The 17,172-nt window shown below is 57.6% G+C and carries 17 protein-coding genes and 2 tRNA genes; 3 read left to right on the top strand and 16 right to left on the bottom strand.

The genetic code is table 11. The features are described from left to right. Positions 1-4: 4 nt before the first annotated feature. From ACR0BF_RS03565 to ACR0BF_RS03590, 6 genes are all read right to left on the bottom strand, one after another. The gene (locus ACR0BF_RS03565) at positions 5-409 is read right to left on the bottom strand and encodes a DUF2160 domain-containing protein (protein ID WP_480604084.1); all 405 of its coding nucleotides are present in this window, start codon (positions 407-409) and stop codon (positions 5-7) included. 8 nt (positions 410-417) lie between these two features. Continuing rightward, positions 418-1,215: a carbohydrate ABC transporter permease gene (locus ACR0BF_RS03570; protein ID WP_155139158.1), complete on the bottom strand. Its 798-nt coding sequence runs from the start codon at positions 1,213-1,215 to the stop codon at positions 418-420. Next, positions 1,212-2,075, bottom strand: coding sequence for a carbohydrate ABC transporter permease (locus tag ACR0BF_RS03575; RefSeq protein ID WP_480493503.1), 864 nt, complete (start codon positions 2,073-2,075; stop codon positions 1,212-1,214). Before ACR0BF_RS03575 ends, ACR0BF_RS03570 begins: the two co-directional genes overlap by 4 nt. Continuing rightward, the gene (locus ACR0BF_RS03580) at positions 2,072-3,148 is read right to left on the bottom strand and encodes an ABC transporter ATP-binding protein (RefSeq protein ID WP_480476374.1); all 1,077 of its coding nucleotides are present in this window, start codon (positions 3,146-3,148) and stop codon (positions 2,072-2,074) included. The genes ACR0BF_RS03575 and ACR0BF_RS03580 overlap by 4 nt, the downstream gene beginning before the upstream one ends. Before the next feature lies 1 nt (position 3,149). Next, a complete protein-coding gene (locus ACR0BF_RS03585; RefSeq protein WP_480624292.1) occupies positions 3,150-4,199 on the bottom strand; it encodes an ABC transporter ATP-binding protein in 1,050 nt (349 codons plus the stop codon). A gap of 62 nt (positions 4,200-4,261) precedes the next feature. Beyond that, entirely contained in the window at positions 4,262-6,001 is a 1,740-nt protein-coding gene (locus tag ACR0BF_RS03590) for an ABC transporter substrate-binding protein (RefSeq protein WP_480624293.1), read from the bottom strand. Positions 6,002-6,476: 475 nt separating this feature from the next. Between ACR0BF_RS03590 and ACR0BF_RS03595 the strand changes: the two genes are divergently transcribed. Continuing rightward, on the top strand, positions 6,477-7,259 hold the full coding sequence (locus tag ACR0BF_RS03595) for a DeoR/GlpR family DNA-binding transcription regulator (protein WP_480604088.1): 783 nt from the start codon (positions 6,477-6,479) through the stop codon (positions 7,257-7,259). Between the two features lie 65 nt (positions 7,260-7,324). On the opposite strand, the gene ACR0BF_RS03600 is transcribed toward ACR0BF_RS03595, so the two are convergent. The 6 genes from ACR0BF_RS03600 to ACR0BF_RS03625 form a co-directional block, all read right to left on the bottom strand. Further along, positions 7,325-7,399, bottom strand: a tRNA-Glu gene (locus ACR0BF_RS03600). Positions 7,400-7,425: 26 nt separating this feature from the next. Further along, a tRNA-Glu gene (locus ACR0BF_RS03605) sits at positions 7,426-7,500 on the bottom strand. A gap of 98 nt (positions 7,501-7,598) precedes the next feature. After that, positions 7,599-9,341: a single-stranded-DNA-specific exonuclease RecJ gene (gene recJ / locus ACR0BF_RS03610; RefSeq protein ID WP_480624294.1), complete on the bottom strand. Its 1,743-nt coding sequence runs from the start codon at positions 9,339-9,341 to the stop codon at positions 7,599-7,601. 93 nt (positions 9,342-9,434) lie between these two features. Next, positions 9,435-10,418 (bottom strand): class II fructose-bisphosphatase, encoded by a 984-nt coding sequence (glpX, locus tag ACR0BF_RS03615; protein ID WP_480516517.1) that lies wholly within the window; start codon positions 10,416-10,418, stop codon positions 9,435-9,437. Positions 10,419-10,487: 69 nt separating this feature from the next. Then, complete coding sequence (locus ACR0BF_RS03620; RefSeq protein WP_480554626.1) at positions 10,488-11,774, bottom strand: homoserine dehydrogenase; 1,287 nt, start codon at positions 11,772-11,774, stop codon at positions 10,488-10,490. A 124-nt stretch (positions 11,775-11,898) separates the two neighbouring features. After that, positions 11,899-12,147 carry a hypothetical protein gene (locus ACR0BF_RS03625; protein ID WP_480624295.1) on the bottom strand — a complete coding sequence of 83 codons (249 nt, stop codon included), beginning with the start codon at positions 12,145-12,147 and terminating at the stop codon, positions 11,899-11,901. A 102-nt stretch (positions 12,148-12,249) separates the two neighbouring features. Between ACR0BF_RS03625 and ACR0BF_RS03630 the strand changes: the two genes are divergently transcribed. Then, entirely contained in the window at positions 12,250-12,837 is a 588-nt protein-coding gene (locus ACR0BF_RS03630) for a TetR/AcrR family transcriptional regulator (RefSeq protein WP_480624296.1), read from the top strand. Positions 12,838-12,858: 21 nt separating this feature from the next. Here ACR0BF_RS03630 and ACR0BF_RS03635 read toward each other — a convergent pair whose 3' ends face one another. Then, complete coding sequence (locus tag ACR0BF_RS03635; protein ID WP_480624297.1) at positions 12,859-13,770, bottom strand: pirin family protein; 912 nt, start codon at positions 13,768-13,770, stop codon at positions 12,859-12,861. A gap of 157 nt (positions 13,771-13,927) precedes the next feature. Here ACR0BF_RS03635 and ACR0BF_RS03640 point away from each other — a divergent pair, with 157 nt between their 5' ends. Further along, positions 13,928-14,407, top strand: coding sequence for a hypothetical protein (locus ACR0BF_RS03640; RefSeq protein ID WP_480624298.1), 480 nt, complete (start codon positions 13,928-13,930; stop codon positions 14,405-14,407). Here the strand turns inward: ACR0BF_RS03640 and ACR0BF_RS03645 are convergent. The 3 genes from ACR0BF_RS03645 to ACR0BF_RS03655 are packed head-to-tail and all read right to left on the bottom strand — an operon-like array spanning position 14,369 to position 17,134. Next, positions 14,369-14,965: a TadE/TadG family type IV pilus assembly protein gene (locus ACR0BF_RS03645; RefSeq protein ID WP_480516528.1), complete on the bottom strand. Its 597-nt coding sequence runs from the start codon at positions 14,963-14,965 to the stop codon at positions 14,369-14,371. The genes ACR0BF_RS03640 and ACR0BF_RS03645 overlap by 39 nt on opposite strands. Positions 14,966-14,969: 4 nt before the next feature. After that, entirely contained in the window at positions 14,970-15,500 is a 531-nt protein-coding gene (locus ACR0BF_RS03650; RefSeq protein WP_480516530.1) for a TadE/TadG family type IV pilus assembly protein, read from the bottom strand. Next, positions 15,497-17,134 carry a Tad domain-containing protein gene (locus ACR0BF_RS03655; RefSeq protein ID WP_480516532.1) on the bottom strand — a complete coding sequence of 546 codons (1,638 nt, stop codon included), beginning with the start codon at positions 17,132-17,134 and terminating at the stop codon, positions 15,497-15,499. Before ACR0BF_RS03655 ends, ACR0BF_RS03650 begins: the two co-directional genes overlap by 4 nt. Positions 17,135-17,172: the final 38 nt, after the last annotated feature.

Below are 17,172 nucleotides of genomic sequence, written 5' to 3' on the forward strand. Positions count from 1 at the left end.
AAGTCTAAACTTTCCAGAACACAAAAACGCCCCAGCCAATCGACAGGAATAGCGGTGTCCAGACCGGTTGCCCGACCAATCCAAGCCACGCCAGGAAAATGTACGCGGACCCCAGAAGGGTAATGAACAGGCGATCCCCTAGCGTGGTTGTCAGCCCCAGAACCCCGCGTCGTTCAATCCCGTCGCGGAACTTGAAACCTTCCAGCAGGCCAATGCATGCTATGGCCGAGAAGATGCCGACAAACACGGCCAGCGTGGCAGGTGTCCATGCCATCCAGAAATCGGGCCACAAGGGGTCCGTCCACGAGAACCCTTTTTCGGCCTCCTGTCCGACATTGCCCCATCCGGCCTTGGCCTGAGCAAAGGCTGCTGAGGGCACGAAGGGGAGGGTGAGAAGCAGTTTTCGCATGTCGAACCTCACACTCGTCCCATCGCGAAGCCACGCGCGATGTAGTTGCGAACAAACCAGATGACGATGGCACCGGGGATGATGGTCAGGGTGCCCGCAGCGGCCAGCAGACCCAACTCGTACCCGGCACTGGATGCTGTGCGGGTCATCACGGCAGCGATGGGTTTGGCCTCAACCGCAGTCAGGGTCTTGGCCAGCAGCATTTCCACCCATGAGAACATGAAGCAGAAGAACGCCGCGACACCGACACCTGCCTTGATGTTGGGCAGGAAGATTGTCACGAAGAAGCGCGGGAACGAATATCCATCCACATAGGCGGTTTCATCCAACTCCTTTGGGATACCACGCATGAACCCTTCCAGAATCCACACCGCCAGCGGCACGTTGAACAGCGTATGGGCCAAAGCCACGGCCAGATAGGTGTCGAAAAGGTGGATCGACGAATAGAGCTGGAAGAATGGCAGGGCGAACACGGCCGCCGGGGCCATGCGGTTGGTCAACAGCCAGAAGAACAGCTGCTTGTCGCCGAGGAACCGATAGCGTGAGAACGCATAAGCCGCAGGCAGGGCAACGCAGACGGAAAGCACTGTGTTCAGAGTCACATAGGTAATCGAGTTGATGTAACCCCAGTACCACGTCGGGTCAGTGAAGATGGTGATATAGTTTTCCAGCGTAAAAGTCTGGGGAAACAAGGAAAAGCCCGACAGGATCTCGTTCGTGGTCTTGAAGGACATCGCCACCAGCCAATAGATCGGAAGCATCAGGAACGCTATATAGAGGATCGGGATGATGGACCGCTTTTTCATTCTGCGTCGTCCTTTGTCATCAGGGTGTAGAAGAGCCACGACACCAGCAGCGTGATGGCGAAATAAATCAGGCTCATCGCTGCCGCCGGGCCAAGGTCGAACTGCCCCAGCGCGATCTTCACAAGGTCAATCGACAGCAGGGTGGTCGAGTTGCCGGGACCGCCCCCGGTCAGAACAAAAGGCTCGGTATAGATATTGAAGCTGTCCATGAACCGCAGCAGAACCGCGATGGTCAGAACCGTCTTCATCTTTGGCAGCTGGATATAGCGGAACACCGACCACGGGCTGGCGCCGTCGATTTTGGCGGCCTGATAATAGGCGTCGGGGATTGATACGAGGCCCGCATAGCACAGCAGCACGACCAGCGACGTCCAGTGCCACACATCCATGACGATGACGGTGATCCAGGCCGAAAGCGGCTGTTGCGTCATGTCATAGTTGATGCCTAGCACGTCATTCAGGAAATATCCCAGCAATCCAATCTTGGGCAGGGTGAAGATGTTCCACATCGACCCTACAACGTTCCAAGGGATCAGCATCGGCAAGGCCATCAGCACCAGACAGACAGGCACCCAAAAGCCTTTGCGCGGCATCGACAGGGCGACGATGATGCCCAGCGGTACCTCGATGATTAGGATCAGGAAGGTGAACAGAAACTGCCGTCCAAGTGCTGCCTGAAACCGGTCGGATCGCAGGATCTGTTCGAACCAGCCCAGTCCTTCCCAGAAGAACTGGTTGTTGCCGAAGGTTTCCTGCACCGAGTAGTTGACCACCGTCATCATAGGCACCAGCGCGTTGAACGCTACCAGCGCAAGTACGGGCAGGACAAAGAACCACGCCTTTTGGTTTTCCGTTCTCATTGCACCCGCTCCTGAGTTGCGATCCAGCCGTCGCGGTAGACGCGGGATTGTTCGGGTTTGAATTGCAAAAAGACCTGTGATCCCGGTTCCGGTACACTGTGTTCGGTCACGACCTTGAGGGCGGTGTTGCCGACCACGGCGCTGACCACATAGTGGCGGCCGATATCGGCGACCTTGGTCACATGTGCCGGAATGCCAGTGTCGCCGAAACCTACATATTCCGGGCGGATACCCAAATCGGTGCGGCCGCCGTCACCGTGTGTGGGACCTTCCAGCATGACCTCGTGCCCTTCAAATACGGCGCGGTCGCCTTTGGCTTCACACGGAAGGACATTCATACCCGGCGAGCCGATGAAATGGCCGACAAATGTGTGCTGCGGCCGTTCAAACAATTCGACAGGTGTTCCGATCTGAACCACTTCACCGTCTTGCATTACCACCACTTCGTCGGCGAAGGTCAGCGCCTCGGTCTGGTCGTGCGTCACGTAGATCATGGTTGCCTGCACGCGCTGATGCAGCTCTTTCAGCTTGGATCGCAGTTTCCATTTCAGGTGCGGGTCGATCACGGTCAGCGGTTCATCGAACATCACCGCATTCACGTCGTCGCGAACAAGGCCGCGACCCATCGAGATCTTCTGCTTGTTGTCCGGGCTCAGGCCCGATGCGCGGGTGTTCAGCATATCCGTAACATCCAGCATCTCGGCGATTTCCAGAACACGGCGCTTGATTGTCGCAGGATCAACCCCCCGGTTTTTCAGCGGGAAGGCCAGGTTCTCGCCCACGGTCATCGTGTCGTAGATCACCGGAAATTGGAAAACCTGCGCGATGTTGCGTTGGTCCGGGGGCAGGGCGGTGACGTCCTGATCATCGAACAATATCCGGCCTTCCGAGGGGGTAAGAAGACCGGATATGATGTTCAGCAGCGTTGACTTGCCACAACCTGACGGTCCCAACAGTGCATAGGCTCCGCCATCGCGCCACGTGACGTCGATTTCCTTCAGCGCATAGTCCTCGGGGCCTTTTGGCGATGGCAAATAGCTGTGTCGGAGGTTTGAAAGCTTGATCTGTGCCATGTCAGGCCACCCTTTTGCCGTCTTGGCTGAAGTACCGGCAATGGGCCGGGTTCATGTAGAAACTGTGATCTTCGCCGACCTGATAGGGATGCACACCAGCGGCGAGTGAAACCCAGGCTTCGTCCCCATGCTGGAAATGCGCGCTGGAATCCGAACCTGACAGTTCGGTCACGATCACACGTCCGGTCAGTTCGACATCAGCGTCAGACGTACGGAATGGCGTCACGCGATGAGGGCGCACAGCGACCATATATTCCCCATCGGCCATGTCCGAGACAGCCCAGCCGACATTGCCTGCCAATTGCGCCCGGGCGCTGGCAACGGTGATACGAGCCACATTGATAGGCGGGTCCGAGAATACACGCGCCGCGGCAATGTTTTCCGGATTACGGTAGATGTCGGTGGTTGGGCCGAACTGGGTCACGCGGCCGTCGTCCATCAGCGCGGTGTAGCCCCCCAGCAGCAATGCCTCTTCAGGCTCCGAGGTGGCGTAGACAACGACGGCCCCGCGACCAGCGAACAGGTCGGGCAGTTGTTCGCGCAACTCTTCGCGCAGTTTATAATCAAGATTCGCCAGCGGCTCATCAAGGAAGACGGCGCGGCTTTCTTTTGCAATGGCACGCGCCAGCGCGGTTCGCTGTTGTTGCCCGCCCGACAGCTCGTGTGGGCGGCGGTGGAGCATGGGGCGCAATTGCAGCAGATCGGCGGCCTCTTCCACGCGGCCATCGATCTCGGACTTGGCCATGCCAGCCACGCGCAGAGGCGAGGCGATATTGTCGAATACGGTCATATGCGGGTAGTTCACGAAGAACTGGTGCACCAGGCTGATCTGCCGCTTTTGCGTGTTCAACCGTGTCACGTCCTGCCCGTCCATCAGGACATTGCCCGAGACGATCGGGTCCAACCCGGCCATCATCTTGATCAGTGACGTTTTTCCGGAACCTGTCGCGCCCAATAGCACGTTGAAATGGCCGGTTTGCAGCGTCAGGTTGGTTGGCTTGATATGGATGACGTTGCCGACCCTTTTGGTCGCGTCTTGAAGTTCGATCATCTGGGAAACTCGCGGGGCATTCAGGGGTAGGCCGGGCTTAAGCCCGGCCTACGATGTTGCTTTTACTGGGACTGCCAGCGCTTAACCAGTTCGTCATAGTTGACGGTCTGGCCCTGCGGCTTTTCGTTTTCCAGCTTGGCCTTGGGCGAACCCGCTTTTTCCAGCCAGAATGCGTCGTCCTGCGGTTCATTCAAACGCGGGCCACAGCCACCGTAGACACCGGCGCTTTCATCCGCGGCCTGCATACGGGCCATGGTGATGTCCATCTCTTCGGCCAGGCGGTCCATCGCCTCTTGCGGGGTGAAGGCGCCCGAGTTCACGTCACCGATCTGCTGCCACCAGATCTGGGCCAGCTTTGGATAGTCCGGTACGTTGATGCCGGTCGGCGACCATGCCACGCGGTCAGGCGAGCGATAGAATTCGACCAGACCACCCAGCTTGGATGCACGTTCCGTGAACGACTCGTGGTTGACCGAGCTGTCGCGGATGAAGGTCAGACCCACATGGGACTTCTTCACATCAACAGTCTTGGACGTAACGAACTGGGCATAAAGCCAGGCTGCCTGCGCACGATCCGAGGGGGTTGATTTCAGGAACGTCCAGGAACCCACGTCCTGGTAGCCAACCTTCTGGCCTTCTTCCCAGTAGGGGCCGTGGGGGCTGGGCGCCATCCGCCACAGCGGCGTGCCTTCGTCATCCACGGTGTTGTTGCCTTCGGACTTCGGCTTCACCATGTCGGCGGTAAAGGCGGTGTACCAGAAAATCTGCTGGGCCACGTTGCCCTGGCTCAGTGCCGGCAGCGACTGGTAGAAGTCGTAAGACGCCGCACCTGGAGGCGCGTAGGCCCGCAGCCATTCGTCCCATTTGCGGATCGCATAGACCGCTGCGGGGCCATTTGCAGCACCACCGCGCGACACCGAGGCGCCGACCGGGTTACAGGTGCCCGCTTCCATGCGGATGCCCCATTCGTCAACCGGAATACCGTTCGGCTCGCCCTTGTCACCGGCACCGGCCATCGAAAGCCAGGCGTCGGTCATGCGCCAGCCAAGGTCAGGCGCGCGCTTGCCGTAATCCATGTGGCCGTAGATCGCCACGCCGTCGACTTCTTTCACGTCATTGGTGAAGAACTCGGCGATGTCTTCATAGGCCGACCAGTTGACCGGAACGCCCAGATCATAGCCGTATTTCTCTTTGAATGCGGCCTTGTTGGCCTCGTCATCGAACCAGTCCTTGCGGAACCAGTAGAGGTTCGCAAACTGCTGGTCGGGAAGCTGATACAGCTTGCCGTCCGGCCCGGTGGTGAACTGAATGCCCATGAAGTCATCCAGATCGATTGTTGGCGAGGTTGTCGCCGCCCAGTCACTGCCCATCATGTCGGTCAGCGGATAGGCCAGTTGCAGACGCGAGTGGGTACCAATCAGGTCACTGTCGTTGACATAGCCGTCATACAGGTTCCGACCTGTCTGCATCTGGGTTTGAACAGCCTGGACCACTTCGCCTTCGCCAAGGATCTGGTGATTGACCTTGATGCCAGTGATTTCTTCAAAAGCCTTGGTCAGAACCTCCGACTCGTAAGAATGCGTCGGAATACCTTCGGACAGGACGTTGATTTCCATGCCAGCGTAGGGCTGTGCAGCTTGGATAAACCATTGCATCTCGGCCATCTGTTCGTCTTTCGACAAGGTCGATGGCTGGAATTCGTCGTCGATCCAACGTTGTGCTGCGGCTTCGTCGGCCCAAGCGGACCCGTGCCCCGCAATGACGGCAGCCGCCGCCACTGCGGAAAGTAGATGTCTCCGCATCTGTCTCCTCCCAAAATTTATGGTTCTCCGGCGGGAACCGGATGCAGAACAGCATCAGCGATTTTTTGCGTATGTGTCAAACTAAATTTTTAGTAATTGACGTTCAGGCATTCAGGAGACAGGTGATTTGAGCGTCCTTCCAGTGCAGAGATTGATTGTAAACAACTAATTTTGCTTGTGAAAATCTATTGAGTTCAAGCGGGGTATATAGGGAAATCCACCGTGACTCAATGCGGGCTTGCAATGACGGCTGGCGCGCAGATTTGCACTCGTGTTGCATGAGGCACCGGCACTGATCCGGCACTGAGTGGGAAATCAGGCAAACCAGCTTCCCAGATCATTATTGCTAAAACTCAGTGCTCACATTGCACCAATCCGGTCCGACAAAAGGCCGGATGTGGCAATGCGGATGTGGCACTGCCTTGCCGTTCACGGTATTCCGTGTCCATATAAAGAAAATTTCCGGAGCCGGTTCGTGAAGAAGAATACCCTCAACACCCATCGTGAGCTGGAATTGCTTGATGCCCTCAGACGTTTGGGTGGAACGGCCCGGAATTCAGATTTGGCGAATATGCTCGGCGTCTCCGAAGAGACGGTGCGCCGAACGATCAAAGCATTGTCAAAGGCGGGTACGGTCGAGCGCGTTCATGGCGGTGCCTATCTTGCCGGAGTGCAAGGCGCCCCCAACTTCTTTCACCGGATTTCGCAAGACGCGGATGAAAAGCGTTTGATCGCCGGGCATACCGCGAAACTGGTTCGCGATCAGATGACCGTTTTCCTGGATGTGGGATCGACGACTGCCTTTGTCGCCGAAGAACTGCGCCAGGTCAGTAACCTCACGGTTGTCAGCAACTCCATCGGTGTCGTGCAGACCTTGGCCGGGGTCAACGGAAACCGGGTGCACCTTTTGGGGGGGGAGTTGCAGATCGATGAAAGGGGTACTTTTGGTCACGTCACCCATAAGCAGCTGCAACGCTATGCCTTTGACATCGTGATCCTGAGCACGGATGCGATTTCAGACAGCAAAGGGTTTCTGTATCAAAGCGCGGCCGAAGCGGATCTTGCATCGGTGGTGGTCAGGTGTGCGGACCAGGTTGTTATGGCTGCAGCGCATTCCAAGTTTGGTGAAAGGGCACCTTATGTGGGGCCGGATCCTCGGCTGGTGCATTCGTTGGTCACGGATGCTGTGCCAAAAGGTGGGGTGGCCAGATTCCTTGACCGTTGGGGCATCGAAATTCAGATCGTTGATGACAGCTAGGTTGCTGTTTTCAGGCGCAGCCCGGATGGTCTTGGTGCTTTGGGATGGAAGAAGCTAAGGAAGAGTGGCAGCCCGTAGGGGAATCGAACCCCTCTTTCCAGGTTGAAAACCTGGCGTCCTAACCGATAGACGAACGGGCCACTTGGTATCAGGTCACAAGCGCAAATGGCAGCCCGTAGGGGAATCGAACCCCTCTTTCCAGGTTGAAAACCTGGCGTCCTAACCGATAGACGAACGGGCCACGCTGGCTTGTGGAGGGCCTTTTACGGTTTCGCCGTGACCCCCGCAAGCGTAAAAACGCAGGGATTGGAAAGTTTTTTAGCGCACCAAAGCTGCGTGTTAACGGGCTTCTGCCGCGTCCTCCAGCCTGAGCTGCACAGATTGGCGTCCGCCCCAGGTGTTGACCTCTAGCCGACCCGCAAAATGAAAGCGCGCACCGCCATGATTTGACAGTTTTTCGCCCATCGGCCCGTCAAAAGCACCAAAGGCAATCGCATCCAGCCCGCCGCCCATTCCATCGGTCAGCGACAGTTTCAGATGCGATTCACCGACCCGTTTGGCAAAGCGAACCTGCAGGTCAGGCAACGCATAGCGCGGGGCCGGAGCACCGGCGCCAAACGGTCCGGCCTGTTCGATCTGCTCGATCAGATCCACGGTTGCCGCGCCGGGCATCAACGCGCCATCCAGTTTAAAATCCGCAGGACCGCCCTGGCCGGCCCCCTGTCTGGCCAGCAACTCGCTCAGGCGCTCCATTGCGGGTTCCAACTGATCGCGCATGACGGTCAAACCTGCGGCCATCTTGTGGCCGCCTCCTTTGACCAGCAACCCTTCGGCCGCCAGACGCTGGATCGAAGCCCCAAGATCGACGCCAGAAACCGAGCGGCCCGAACCCTTACCCTCATCCCCATCAAAACCGATCACGATTGCCGGTCGATTGGCTGTCTCCTTCAGCCGAGAGGCCACGATACCAACGACACCGGGGTGCCAGCCCTCGCCTGCCGCCCAGACCAAAGGGGCGTCCAAGCCACGCGCCTCGGCCTGCGCCAGCGCGGCGGAACGCACCGCGTTTTCAATGTCGCGGCGCTCAGTGTTCAATGCATCCAGACGTTCGGACAACGCCTGCGCCTCATGCAGAGAATCGGTACTCAGCAAGCGCGCGCCCAGATCGGCCTGACCGATCCTTCCCCCGGCATTCACACGGGGCCCAAGCAGAAACCCCAGGTGATAACTGTTGGGTGCTGTATCCATGCGCGAGATATCGGACAGCGCGACAAGGCCGGGGCGCTGCCGCTGTGCCATCACTTTCAGCCCCTGTCGCACCAGGGCGCGGTTAGCTTCTATCAGCGGCGCCACATCGGCAACGGTCGCCAGGGCCACCAGATCCAGAAGGGCCACCAGGTCCGGTCCCCTTGCGCCTGCGTCACGCAGCTGGCGACCGGCTTCGACCAGCATCAGAAACACCACGCCTGCCGCGCAAAGATAACCAAGATCGCCGCTTTCATCCTGTCGGTTTGGATTTACCACAGCGACGCAATCGGGCAGCGTCTCGCCCCCCAGATGGTGGTCCAGAACGATCACATCCGCACCCGTAGCCGCCGCAATCGGATCATGGCTGAGCGTGCCGCAATCAACGCAGATGATCAGGTCATGCCTGGCCGAAAGCTCCTGCATTGCGGGAACGTTGGGGCCATACCCTTCGTCGATCCGGTCCGGCACATAAAGCGTCGCCTGCACGCCCATCTGCCGCAGCCAGACCAGCAGCAACGCAGCAGAGCTGCCGCCATCGACATCGTAATCTGCAAACACCGCGATTTTCTGACGATTGCGGACGGCTTCCAGAAAGCGCGTGGCGGCAACTTCCATATCCTTTAAGGCCCGCGGATCAGGCAGCAACTCCTTCAGCTTTGGGTCAAGAAAGCCGGGCGCCTCCGATACTGGCACGCCGCGCCGGGCCAGAACTTGGCAAACGGCACGGGGCAGGTCGGTTTGTTGCGCCATCATCTCGGCCGCCCGCTCAATCTCGGGGCTAGGTCCAACCCAAAGCCGTCCCGTCAGTGATTGCTCGACTCCAAGAAAACTCATTGCTCGCCTCTTATGCGCCAAGGCCGGACCCTTGCGGACCCGGCCTCTTCACCTTTTCAGAAATACTCTGGCCGAAGGCAACGGCGCAAGCCGTTATGAATTGTCATGCGGCCAAGTCGGCGTGCGGTAGGACATGCGGCGTACCGACCCGGTCTTGGACCGCATCAACAGCGTCGTGGTTTCCACCCAGCCGGGCTCGCGCTTGATCCGGGGCAGCAAAGAGCCGCCAGTCACGCCGGTGGCGGCAAAGATCACATCCGCCGTCACCATCTCATCACGTGCATAAACTCGGTCCAGATCGGTGATGCCAGCCTTGGCGGCCCGGCTACGTTCGTCATCGTTCCGGAACAACAGGCGGCCAAAAATCTGCCCGCCCATACATTTCAGCGCAGCGGCGGCCAACACACCTTCGGGCGCGCCGCCCTGGCCCATATACATGTCGATGCCGGTCACTTCGCTTTCGGCGCAGTGCATGACACCCGCCACGTCACCATCAGTGATCAGACGGATCGCGGCACCGGTTTCGCGCACTTCGGCAATCATCGCTTCGTGGCGCGGGCGTTCCAGAATGCAGACGGTGATGTCGGCCGGTTTGCACCCCTTGGCCTTGGCCAGCGCTTCGACACGCTCGCGCGGCGTCATGTCCAGATTGACAACGCCTTCCGGCAGACCCGGGCCAACCGCCAGTTTGTCCATATAGACATCCGGCGCGTGCAGCATCGAGCCGCGCGGGCCCATTGCGATGACGGTCAGTGCGTTCGGCATATCCTTGGCGGTCAGCGTGGTGCCTTCCAGCGGATCCAGTGCGATATCCACGCCGGGGCCATTTCCGGTGCCAACCTCTTCGCCGATATACAGCATCGGTGCCTCGTCACGCTCGCCTTCACCGATGACCACGACACCTGCTATATCCAGCAGGTTCAGCTGTTCCCGCATCGCGTTCACTGCGGCCTGATCCGCGGCCTTCTCATCGCCCCGGCCCACAAGCGAAGCCGAAGCCAGTGCAGCCTGTTCCGCCACCCTCGCCAGCCCCAGAGACAGCAGGCGGTCATTGAAATCGGTCTTGGCAGCACTCATGTTTCTGTATCCTCTGGTCAGTATAGCCGTGTCTTCCGGCATAGCTTGCGTTTCATGCAGGCCGCAAGGTCAAACCGCTTCAATCCGCAATGCAACTGGGTCGCCTGCCACCACATCGGTTTCGCGGAAACCCTCCAACGCGACGTCTAGCGCCGTTCGGGTGGTCTTATGGGTGACGATCAGTACAGGCGCTGTGCTTTCGGCATGTGCATATTGGCGCATCCGGTCGATTGACACCCCGGCATTACCCAGAATTGCTGCAACCTTGGCCAATGCACCAGGTTTATCCAGCAAGCCCAGTCGCAGATAATACGGCGCAGGTCGGCCGGTGACGGCGGGAACTGCGGTTTCAAGCGTGGTGGCCGGGCGGCCAAAGGTCGGGATTTGCAATCCGCGCGCCAGATCGCAGACATCGCCCATCACAGCGCTGGCTGTCGGGCCTTCGCCCGCGCCGGGGCCGCGCAGAACAACCTGCTCAACCGCGTCGCCTTCGATCACGACCATATTGGTGCCGCCTTCCAGCTGGCCCAGTGGTGAGTCACTGGGTACCAGGCAGGGCTGCATACGTTGCTCCAGCCCGCGCGCGGTGCGCTGCGCCACGCCCAGCAGCTTGATGCGAAAGCCCATGTCTTCGGCCTGGTCGATGTCGTCCAGGCTGATCTGCTGGATACCCTCAATCTCGATCGCGTCGAAATTCGGCTTGGTCCCAAACGCAATCGAGGATAGCAGAGCCAGCTTGTGCGCAGCGTCGATACCCCCAACGTCCAGATTGGGGTCTGCCTCCAGATATCCCAATTCGGCGCATTCATTGAAAAGGGCATTATAGCCCTGACGCTGCGACTGCATCCGAGTCAGGATGTAGTTGCACGTCCCGTTCATCACTCCCATCACGCGGGTGATCTCGTTACCCGCCAGACCTTCGGTCAGGGACTTGATCACCGGGATACCACCAGCGACAGCGGCCTCAAACCGGATCACACGACCGGCGGCCTCGGCTTTTTCAGCCAGTTCCTGCCCGTGGATGGCCAGCAACGCCTTGTTGGCCGTGACCACATCCTTGCCACTGGCCAATGCTGCTTCGACCGAGGCTTTGGCTGGACCATTCTCGCCACCCATCAATTCGACGTAAACGTCTATGTCATCGCGTTTTGCCAATGCAACCGGATCAGTTTCCCAGGCATAGTCCGACAGGTTCACGCCACGGTCCTTGTTCGGGTCGCGCGCGGAAACAGCCACGATTTCAATCGAACGGCCTGTACGGGCCTGCAACAACTCTGCATGGCGGCGGACGATCTTGACGACACCCACGCCGACCGTTCCCAAGCCCGCAATTCCCAGCCGCAGTGCCTGTGTCATGTCGTGGTCCTTTTCCGCTCGTATTTTCTGGTGTCGGATGCTTGTCCAATCAGCGCTGCCTTAGCGGGTTCAGGCCAAGGGTGCAATCCGTCACCGGGGGATAGTGGGGGTGATTTATGGCGCGTCAGTTGGTTTGCGCGTTTTGTAGCGCCTGCGCCTTATGAGCCAAGGCATTGCTGCGTTGTGTCAGTTCGTCTTCGACGGCGGCCGCCTGATGGATCGGATCCACCGGTGGCCCCAAGGTTTCCTGCAACGGAACAAGGCGCGGGTAGGGGGCGGATCTGACCGCAGCCGGTTCGCTGCCTTCCAGCTCGGGAATGTCCGCACAGGCAGTGCAAAATAGAATAAGGGGCAAAACAGGCAGCAGTTTCATGTCGCAGGCTTTTCGGTCTTTGTTGCCCCATCGTGATGCACGTTTTGACGACATCGTTCAAGCGGGGTTCTATATGAACATCTGTTCATATACTGTAGACCCATGGCACGCACTCAAGGCTCACATTCCGACATAACCGGCCCGCGTATCCGCAAGGCTGCGCTGCACCTGTTCGCCCGCTATGGGTATGCCGCCGTCTCGATGCGGCAGATCGCGAAAGAGGTCGGGGTCCAGGCAGGCGCGCTTTATAACTATACGCCCGACAAACAGAGCCTTTTGCACCGGTTGATGCGCGAACACATGCAGGACCTGCTTGAGGCGCAAGATGCAATGGGCCGTTGCGACGATGCAAAAGACGCCTTGCGCCAGTTTATCGGCTTTCACATCCGCTTCCATTTGCAACGCCCCGACGAAGTTTTCATCGCCTATATGGAGTTGCGCAATCTTTCATCCGAAAACTTTGCTGAAATCGAAGACCTGCGGCGCCAATACGAAAACGTGCTGGAAAGCATCCTTGACTCAGGGCAGCAGGCCGGAAAATTCGCAATTTCGGACACGAAGATTGCAACGCTGGCCGTGATTGCCATGCTGAATGGCGTGATGACCTGGTACCGCTCGGGCGGTCGCCTGTCTCTGGACGAGGTCGAGGAGATCTATTGGAACATGGTGCACAAGGCAGTGACGGCCTGACAAAGTCAAACCGTCACGCTGTTAGTGCGCGGGGCGAATGAACGTACCATTGCGCAGCTCGCGAAATGCCTGTTCCAGTTCGGCCCGCGTGTTCATCACGATGGGGCCATGCCAGGCGACGGGTTCGTTGATGGGAGCCCCTGAGATCAGTAGGAACCGCACGCCTTGGGGGCCAGCCTGAACGGTGATTTCATCGCCAGTGCCAAAACGGACAAGCGTGCGATCCCCGGACATGTCGCGGATATTGACCTCTTGCCCGCCGATTTCCTTTTCCAGCAGCACGCCAGTCGGCTGCGAGGCATCGGCAAAGGCGGCCTGACCCTGAAACACATATGCGAAAGCACGGCGGTACGTATCGATCCGGAAAGTTCTCTTCACACCCGCAGGGATGGAGATATCCAGATATTGCGGGTCAGCAGCTATCCCGTCTACAGGTCCGGTTTTACCCCAGAAATCACCTACGATCACCCGCACTGTCGTGCCATCGTCATCGGTGATTTCGGGGATATCCTTGCTTTGGACGTCCTGATAGCGCGGGGCGGTCATCTTCTGGTCCGAAGGCAGGTTGCCCCACAACTGGAAGCCGTGCATCTGGCCTGAGATGTTGCCGCTTGGCATTTCCTGATGCAGGATACCGGATCCGGCGGTCATCCATTGCACATCACCGGCGCCAAGCGTGCCGGTGTTGCCCAGCGAATCCGAATGTTCGACCGTGCCGGTCAGGACGTAAGTGATCGTTTCGATCCCCCGGTGCGGGTGCCAGGGAAAACCGGCCTGATAATCCTGCGGGCGTTCATTTCTGAAATCATCAAACAGCAGAAAGGGATCCATTTCGGACGGGTCCTGAAACCCGAATGCGCGGTGAAGTTTCACACCAGCCCCTTCCATTGTGGGGATGGCTTTGCGTGTTTCCAACGTCGGTCTAAGGGACATGTTTGCCTCCGTTTCATCCGGGCAGCATGTAATCTCTGCGCCACAGCAGTCAATTTGCACAAAATAACCGGACCTGTGCGAAATTGTTTTGCAGCCAAACCCCTGTTGTTTCCGGCGCAAAATGGCTAGATCGAAGCGGATCAGACAGGAGACATCCATGCAGGACGACGTGTTGGCAACGATTCAGGCCTCATCCCCCAGACGATGGACCGGGGTAGGGATGCTGACAACGGTTGGAATGCTGGTTACCTATGTCGCGCTGGCATCGCCGCCCGAACCGGTTTGGCAGGTGTTTCTGTTTGTCGTTGGCGGTGCATCGCTTTGGCTGGCGCTTCGGGTATGGCGCGCCACAGAAGACTGTATCGAACTGACCCGGACCGAGTTGCGAACGGGATCGGGTCAGGTCATCGCGGAAGTGGCCGATATTGAAACGGTGGATCGGGGTGTATTCGCGTTCAAACCGTCAAACGGCTTTCTGGTCCGTACGCGAAACAAAGCGGCGAACCGCTGGGCTCCGGGATTGTGGTGGCGGGTGGGTCACCGGGTTGGCGTGGGCGGCATGACATCTGCCGCCGAAGCCAAGGTCATGTCCGAAATTCTATCCGCTATTTGTGCAGACGAACGGGGTCCTGGATAAGTTACACGCAACTTCGTTAGTAAAGCGGGGACGGGTAAAGATGAAGTTCTCAAAGGTGATACCTGTCGCAAAGTCCCAACCCGGTCTAAACGTGGGGATGTACTCATTCGACGTTTCGACCAGAATGACCGTATCCTGATTGGGCATCGGCGGCAGGCGATCTTCGATTTCATCGATGCTGTTGTCGTCCCACTCATTGTCAAAGCCGCGAACGGTCGACCAGCGCACATAGTGGCGTTTATCGTCCTCATCGTAAACGATCAGCGAGACACGCATTTTCACGTCTGACCGGTTATTGATCATCTTGCCCGCCAAATCGTGCAGCGAGTCGATATACACATCTGTTACGGCCTGCGTTTCACGCGAAATCAGGTCGCTGATTGTATAAGCTGCCTTCAGATTGGACGCGCTTTGACGAAACCCCTCGAATGCTGTGAACGTGAACGTAATCGTCCATAACATCAGTGGAAAAATCATGAGGGCTTCTACGGTCAGAATGCCACTTTCGTCTTTCTTGAAGACTTTGACGCGATTTCTCAGATTTTGGAGTACAGACATGATCTTACAGTGGCTCCTGTACGAATGCCGTTGTTGCGGTCACCGCGTAGTGGCCGGTAGCGTCCGGGACAAGCTTGGCAATGGCAGAGGTCTCAAGAACCGGATCTATGCGCAGGCAGGCACGTAGGATCATCAACTCATTGGACTGGCCGCTCTTGAAATCCAGAACCGGCTTGGGATCTTCAGAACTGTCCGTGCAGGGGATGTCATCCGAAAGCAAGATACCAGCGAACGCGTCCTGCTTGACCATTTGCAGTCGCAAATTCCCTGTACAATCCTTGATTCCGGACACTTCGCAAATCCGATCCCTGATCACGTCGTGATTCCAGTCCGTACCTGTACCCAGCCGAATATCCCTTACGATCAGGTCAACCCCACGCTCCAAAGCAGCATGCCGCATTGTGATGATGGACAGTTCGGCTCCTGCCACGAGAAGCGCCAGGAAGAAGGGTACGAGCATGATGAACTCGATTGTCGCATTCCCTGCCTCGGATTGTCGAAACAGGCGTAGCATCGACAGCTTTCTGCTGATCATTGGGTTAGCCTCAGCTTGCGGATCGACGATGCGATGGATTCAAAGGCTTTCTCAAGGTTCAGGCCACTTACGTCATAGACGTGGCTGTCAGAGCTGGCACAGTCTTTGAGGGTCCTGTATCCGCTTCTGGGCGCTTCGAATGCGATACCGTAAACGATGATACCCTGATCTTTGGCCGCATCACAAATGTGCTTGGTGCGCTGGTTCTTGGCCGACGTTTCGACTTTCGCGTAGGCCTTGGAATACCATTCTGCCCAACCGCTGGACTGCCAGTAATAGTTGTACCGTGCGTTCCATGCCAAAGATACTCGGTTAAACAGTTCAGGATATGTCAACCGAACGGCTGTTCCGGGTTCTTCGTTCAGCTCTGTCTCAGGTTCCGGGTTTCCGTAGGGATGATCCGCCCAAACGTCTTGCTGAGGCCAGAAAAAATTCGGACGACCCTGAGAATGGTACACGGTGTATTCATCAGCTTCCGGGTTGTACCAGACGTCTGACATACCTTCGCGCAGCGATGGGTTAAGCATGTATTGATCGGTGTTCTGACCATCGGTCATAACAATGGCGATCTTCAGAACGTCGGTGCCATAGTCCGAGGGACGGACCGAGAATTTTGATGGCACAATTGTTGTACCTGCATAGGATGGATCCTGTTCCAGTGACAGGTCGCGAACAATTCCGCGCATGCTCGGGTCCAGCAAGGCAGTACCCCACTTCATCCCAATATCGATTGATGTGTTCCCACCGGGGGTGAGGGACGCAATCTGAGCAAGCAGTTTGTTCATATTGTCGGTGACAGGGGTGATTGCACTCCCTGCGCGGACCGGACAAACGGGCAGGTCGATTGACCCTTCAGAATAGGTGAAAGGATCGAAATGGGCGGTGCGCTCCAACGTGTCATCCCGTTCCAGATCAGAATCGCTGTACTGCTCTGGAATGAAGTTTACGCAGTGCGAATAACTGTGTTCCTGCGTGACATTCGTGAACTTGTCCAGGATTGATGCACCAGCGTTGACCTGCGTTGCATAAGGAACAATCGAGATTGAAATCTGTGTTTCGTCAGGTTTGTCTAGCATGAGCCTCACAAATTCCGACGCAGCTTCTCTCAATACCGCGATTTTTGTCTTTGATGGCGTGGCGGACGATTGAGACATGGAGCCGGAGATGTCGAGAACCAACGAGATTTCGACAGCGCCAATGGATTCTTCAGCCGCGCTGGTCGCAACAAGGCCCAGTTCGGTGACTTTGCCGAACCTCAGATAGCGGGTCGGCACAACCGCTTCAGCTGTAGCAGTTACTTTTTTGGAGCCGAAACCTTCGACGACCGTCGTAATGGCATTCAGATTGCCCAGCCCGGCCTTGTCCATGTAAGAATCGACGACCGCCTTGGCGGGAAGGTCCTGGTCGAGGTCTGCGGCGGCAAGCACAGCGCGGTCCAGTGTGGATTGCAGGCTAGCGCGGTCACGCTCATACTTCATGACATCCATGGCCATGCCGGTAATCGCCAGCATCAGGACCACCATAAACAATACGAAAATGGTGAAGACGCCATCTTCGTTCCGAGCGAACTGCACTAACTTGAACGTTTTGCGCTTCGGTTTCGAGCCGTCGTTACAAAGCAAGGAATTAAGCATTCTGGTTACTCCGCTTCACACGTCGAATTCGTGCGTCA

This window comes from Ruegeria sp. AG7 (assembly GCF_056541545.1).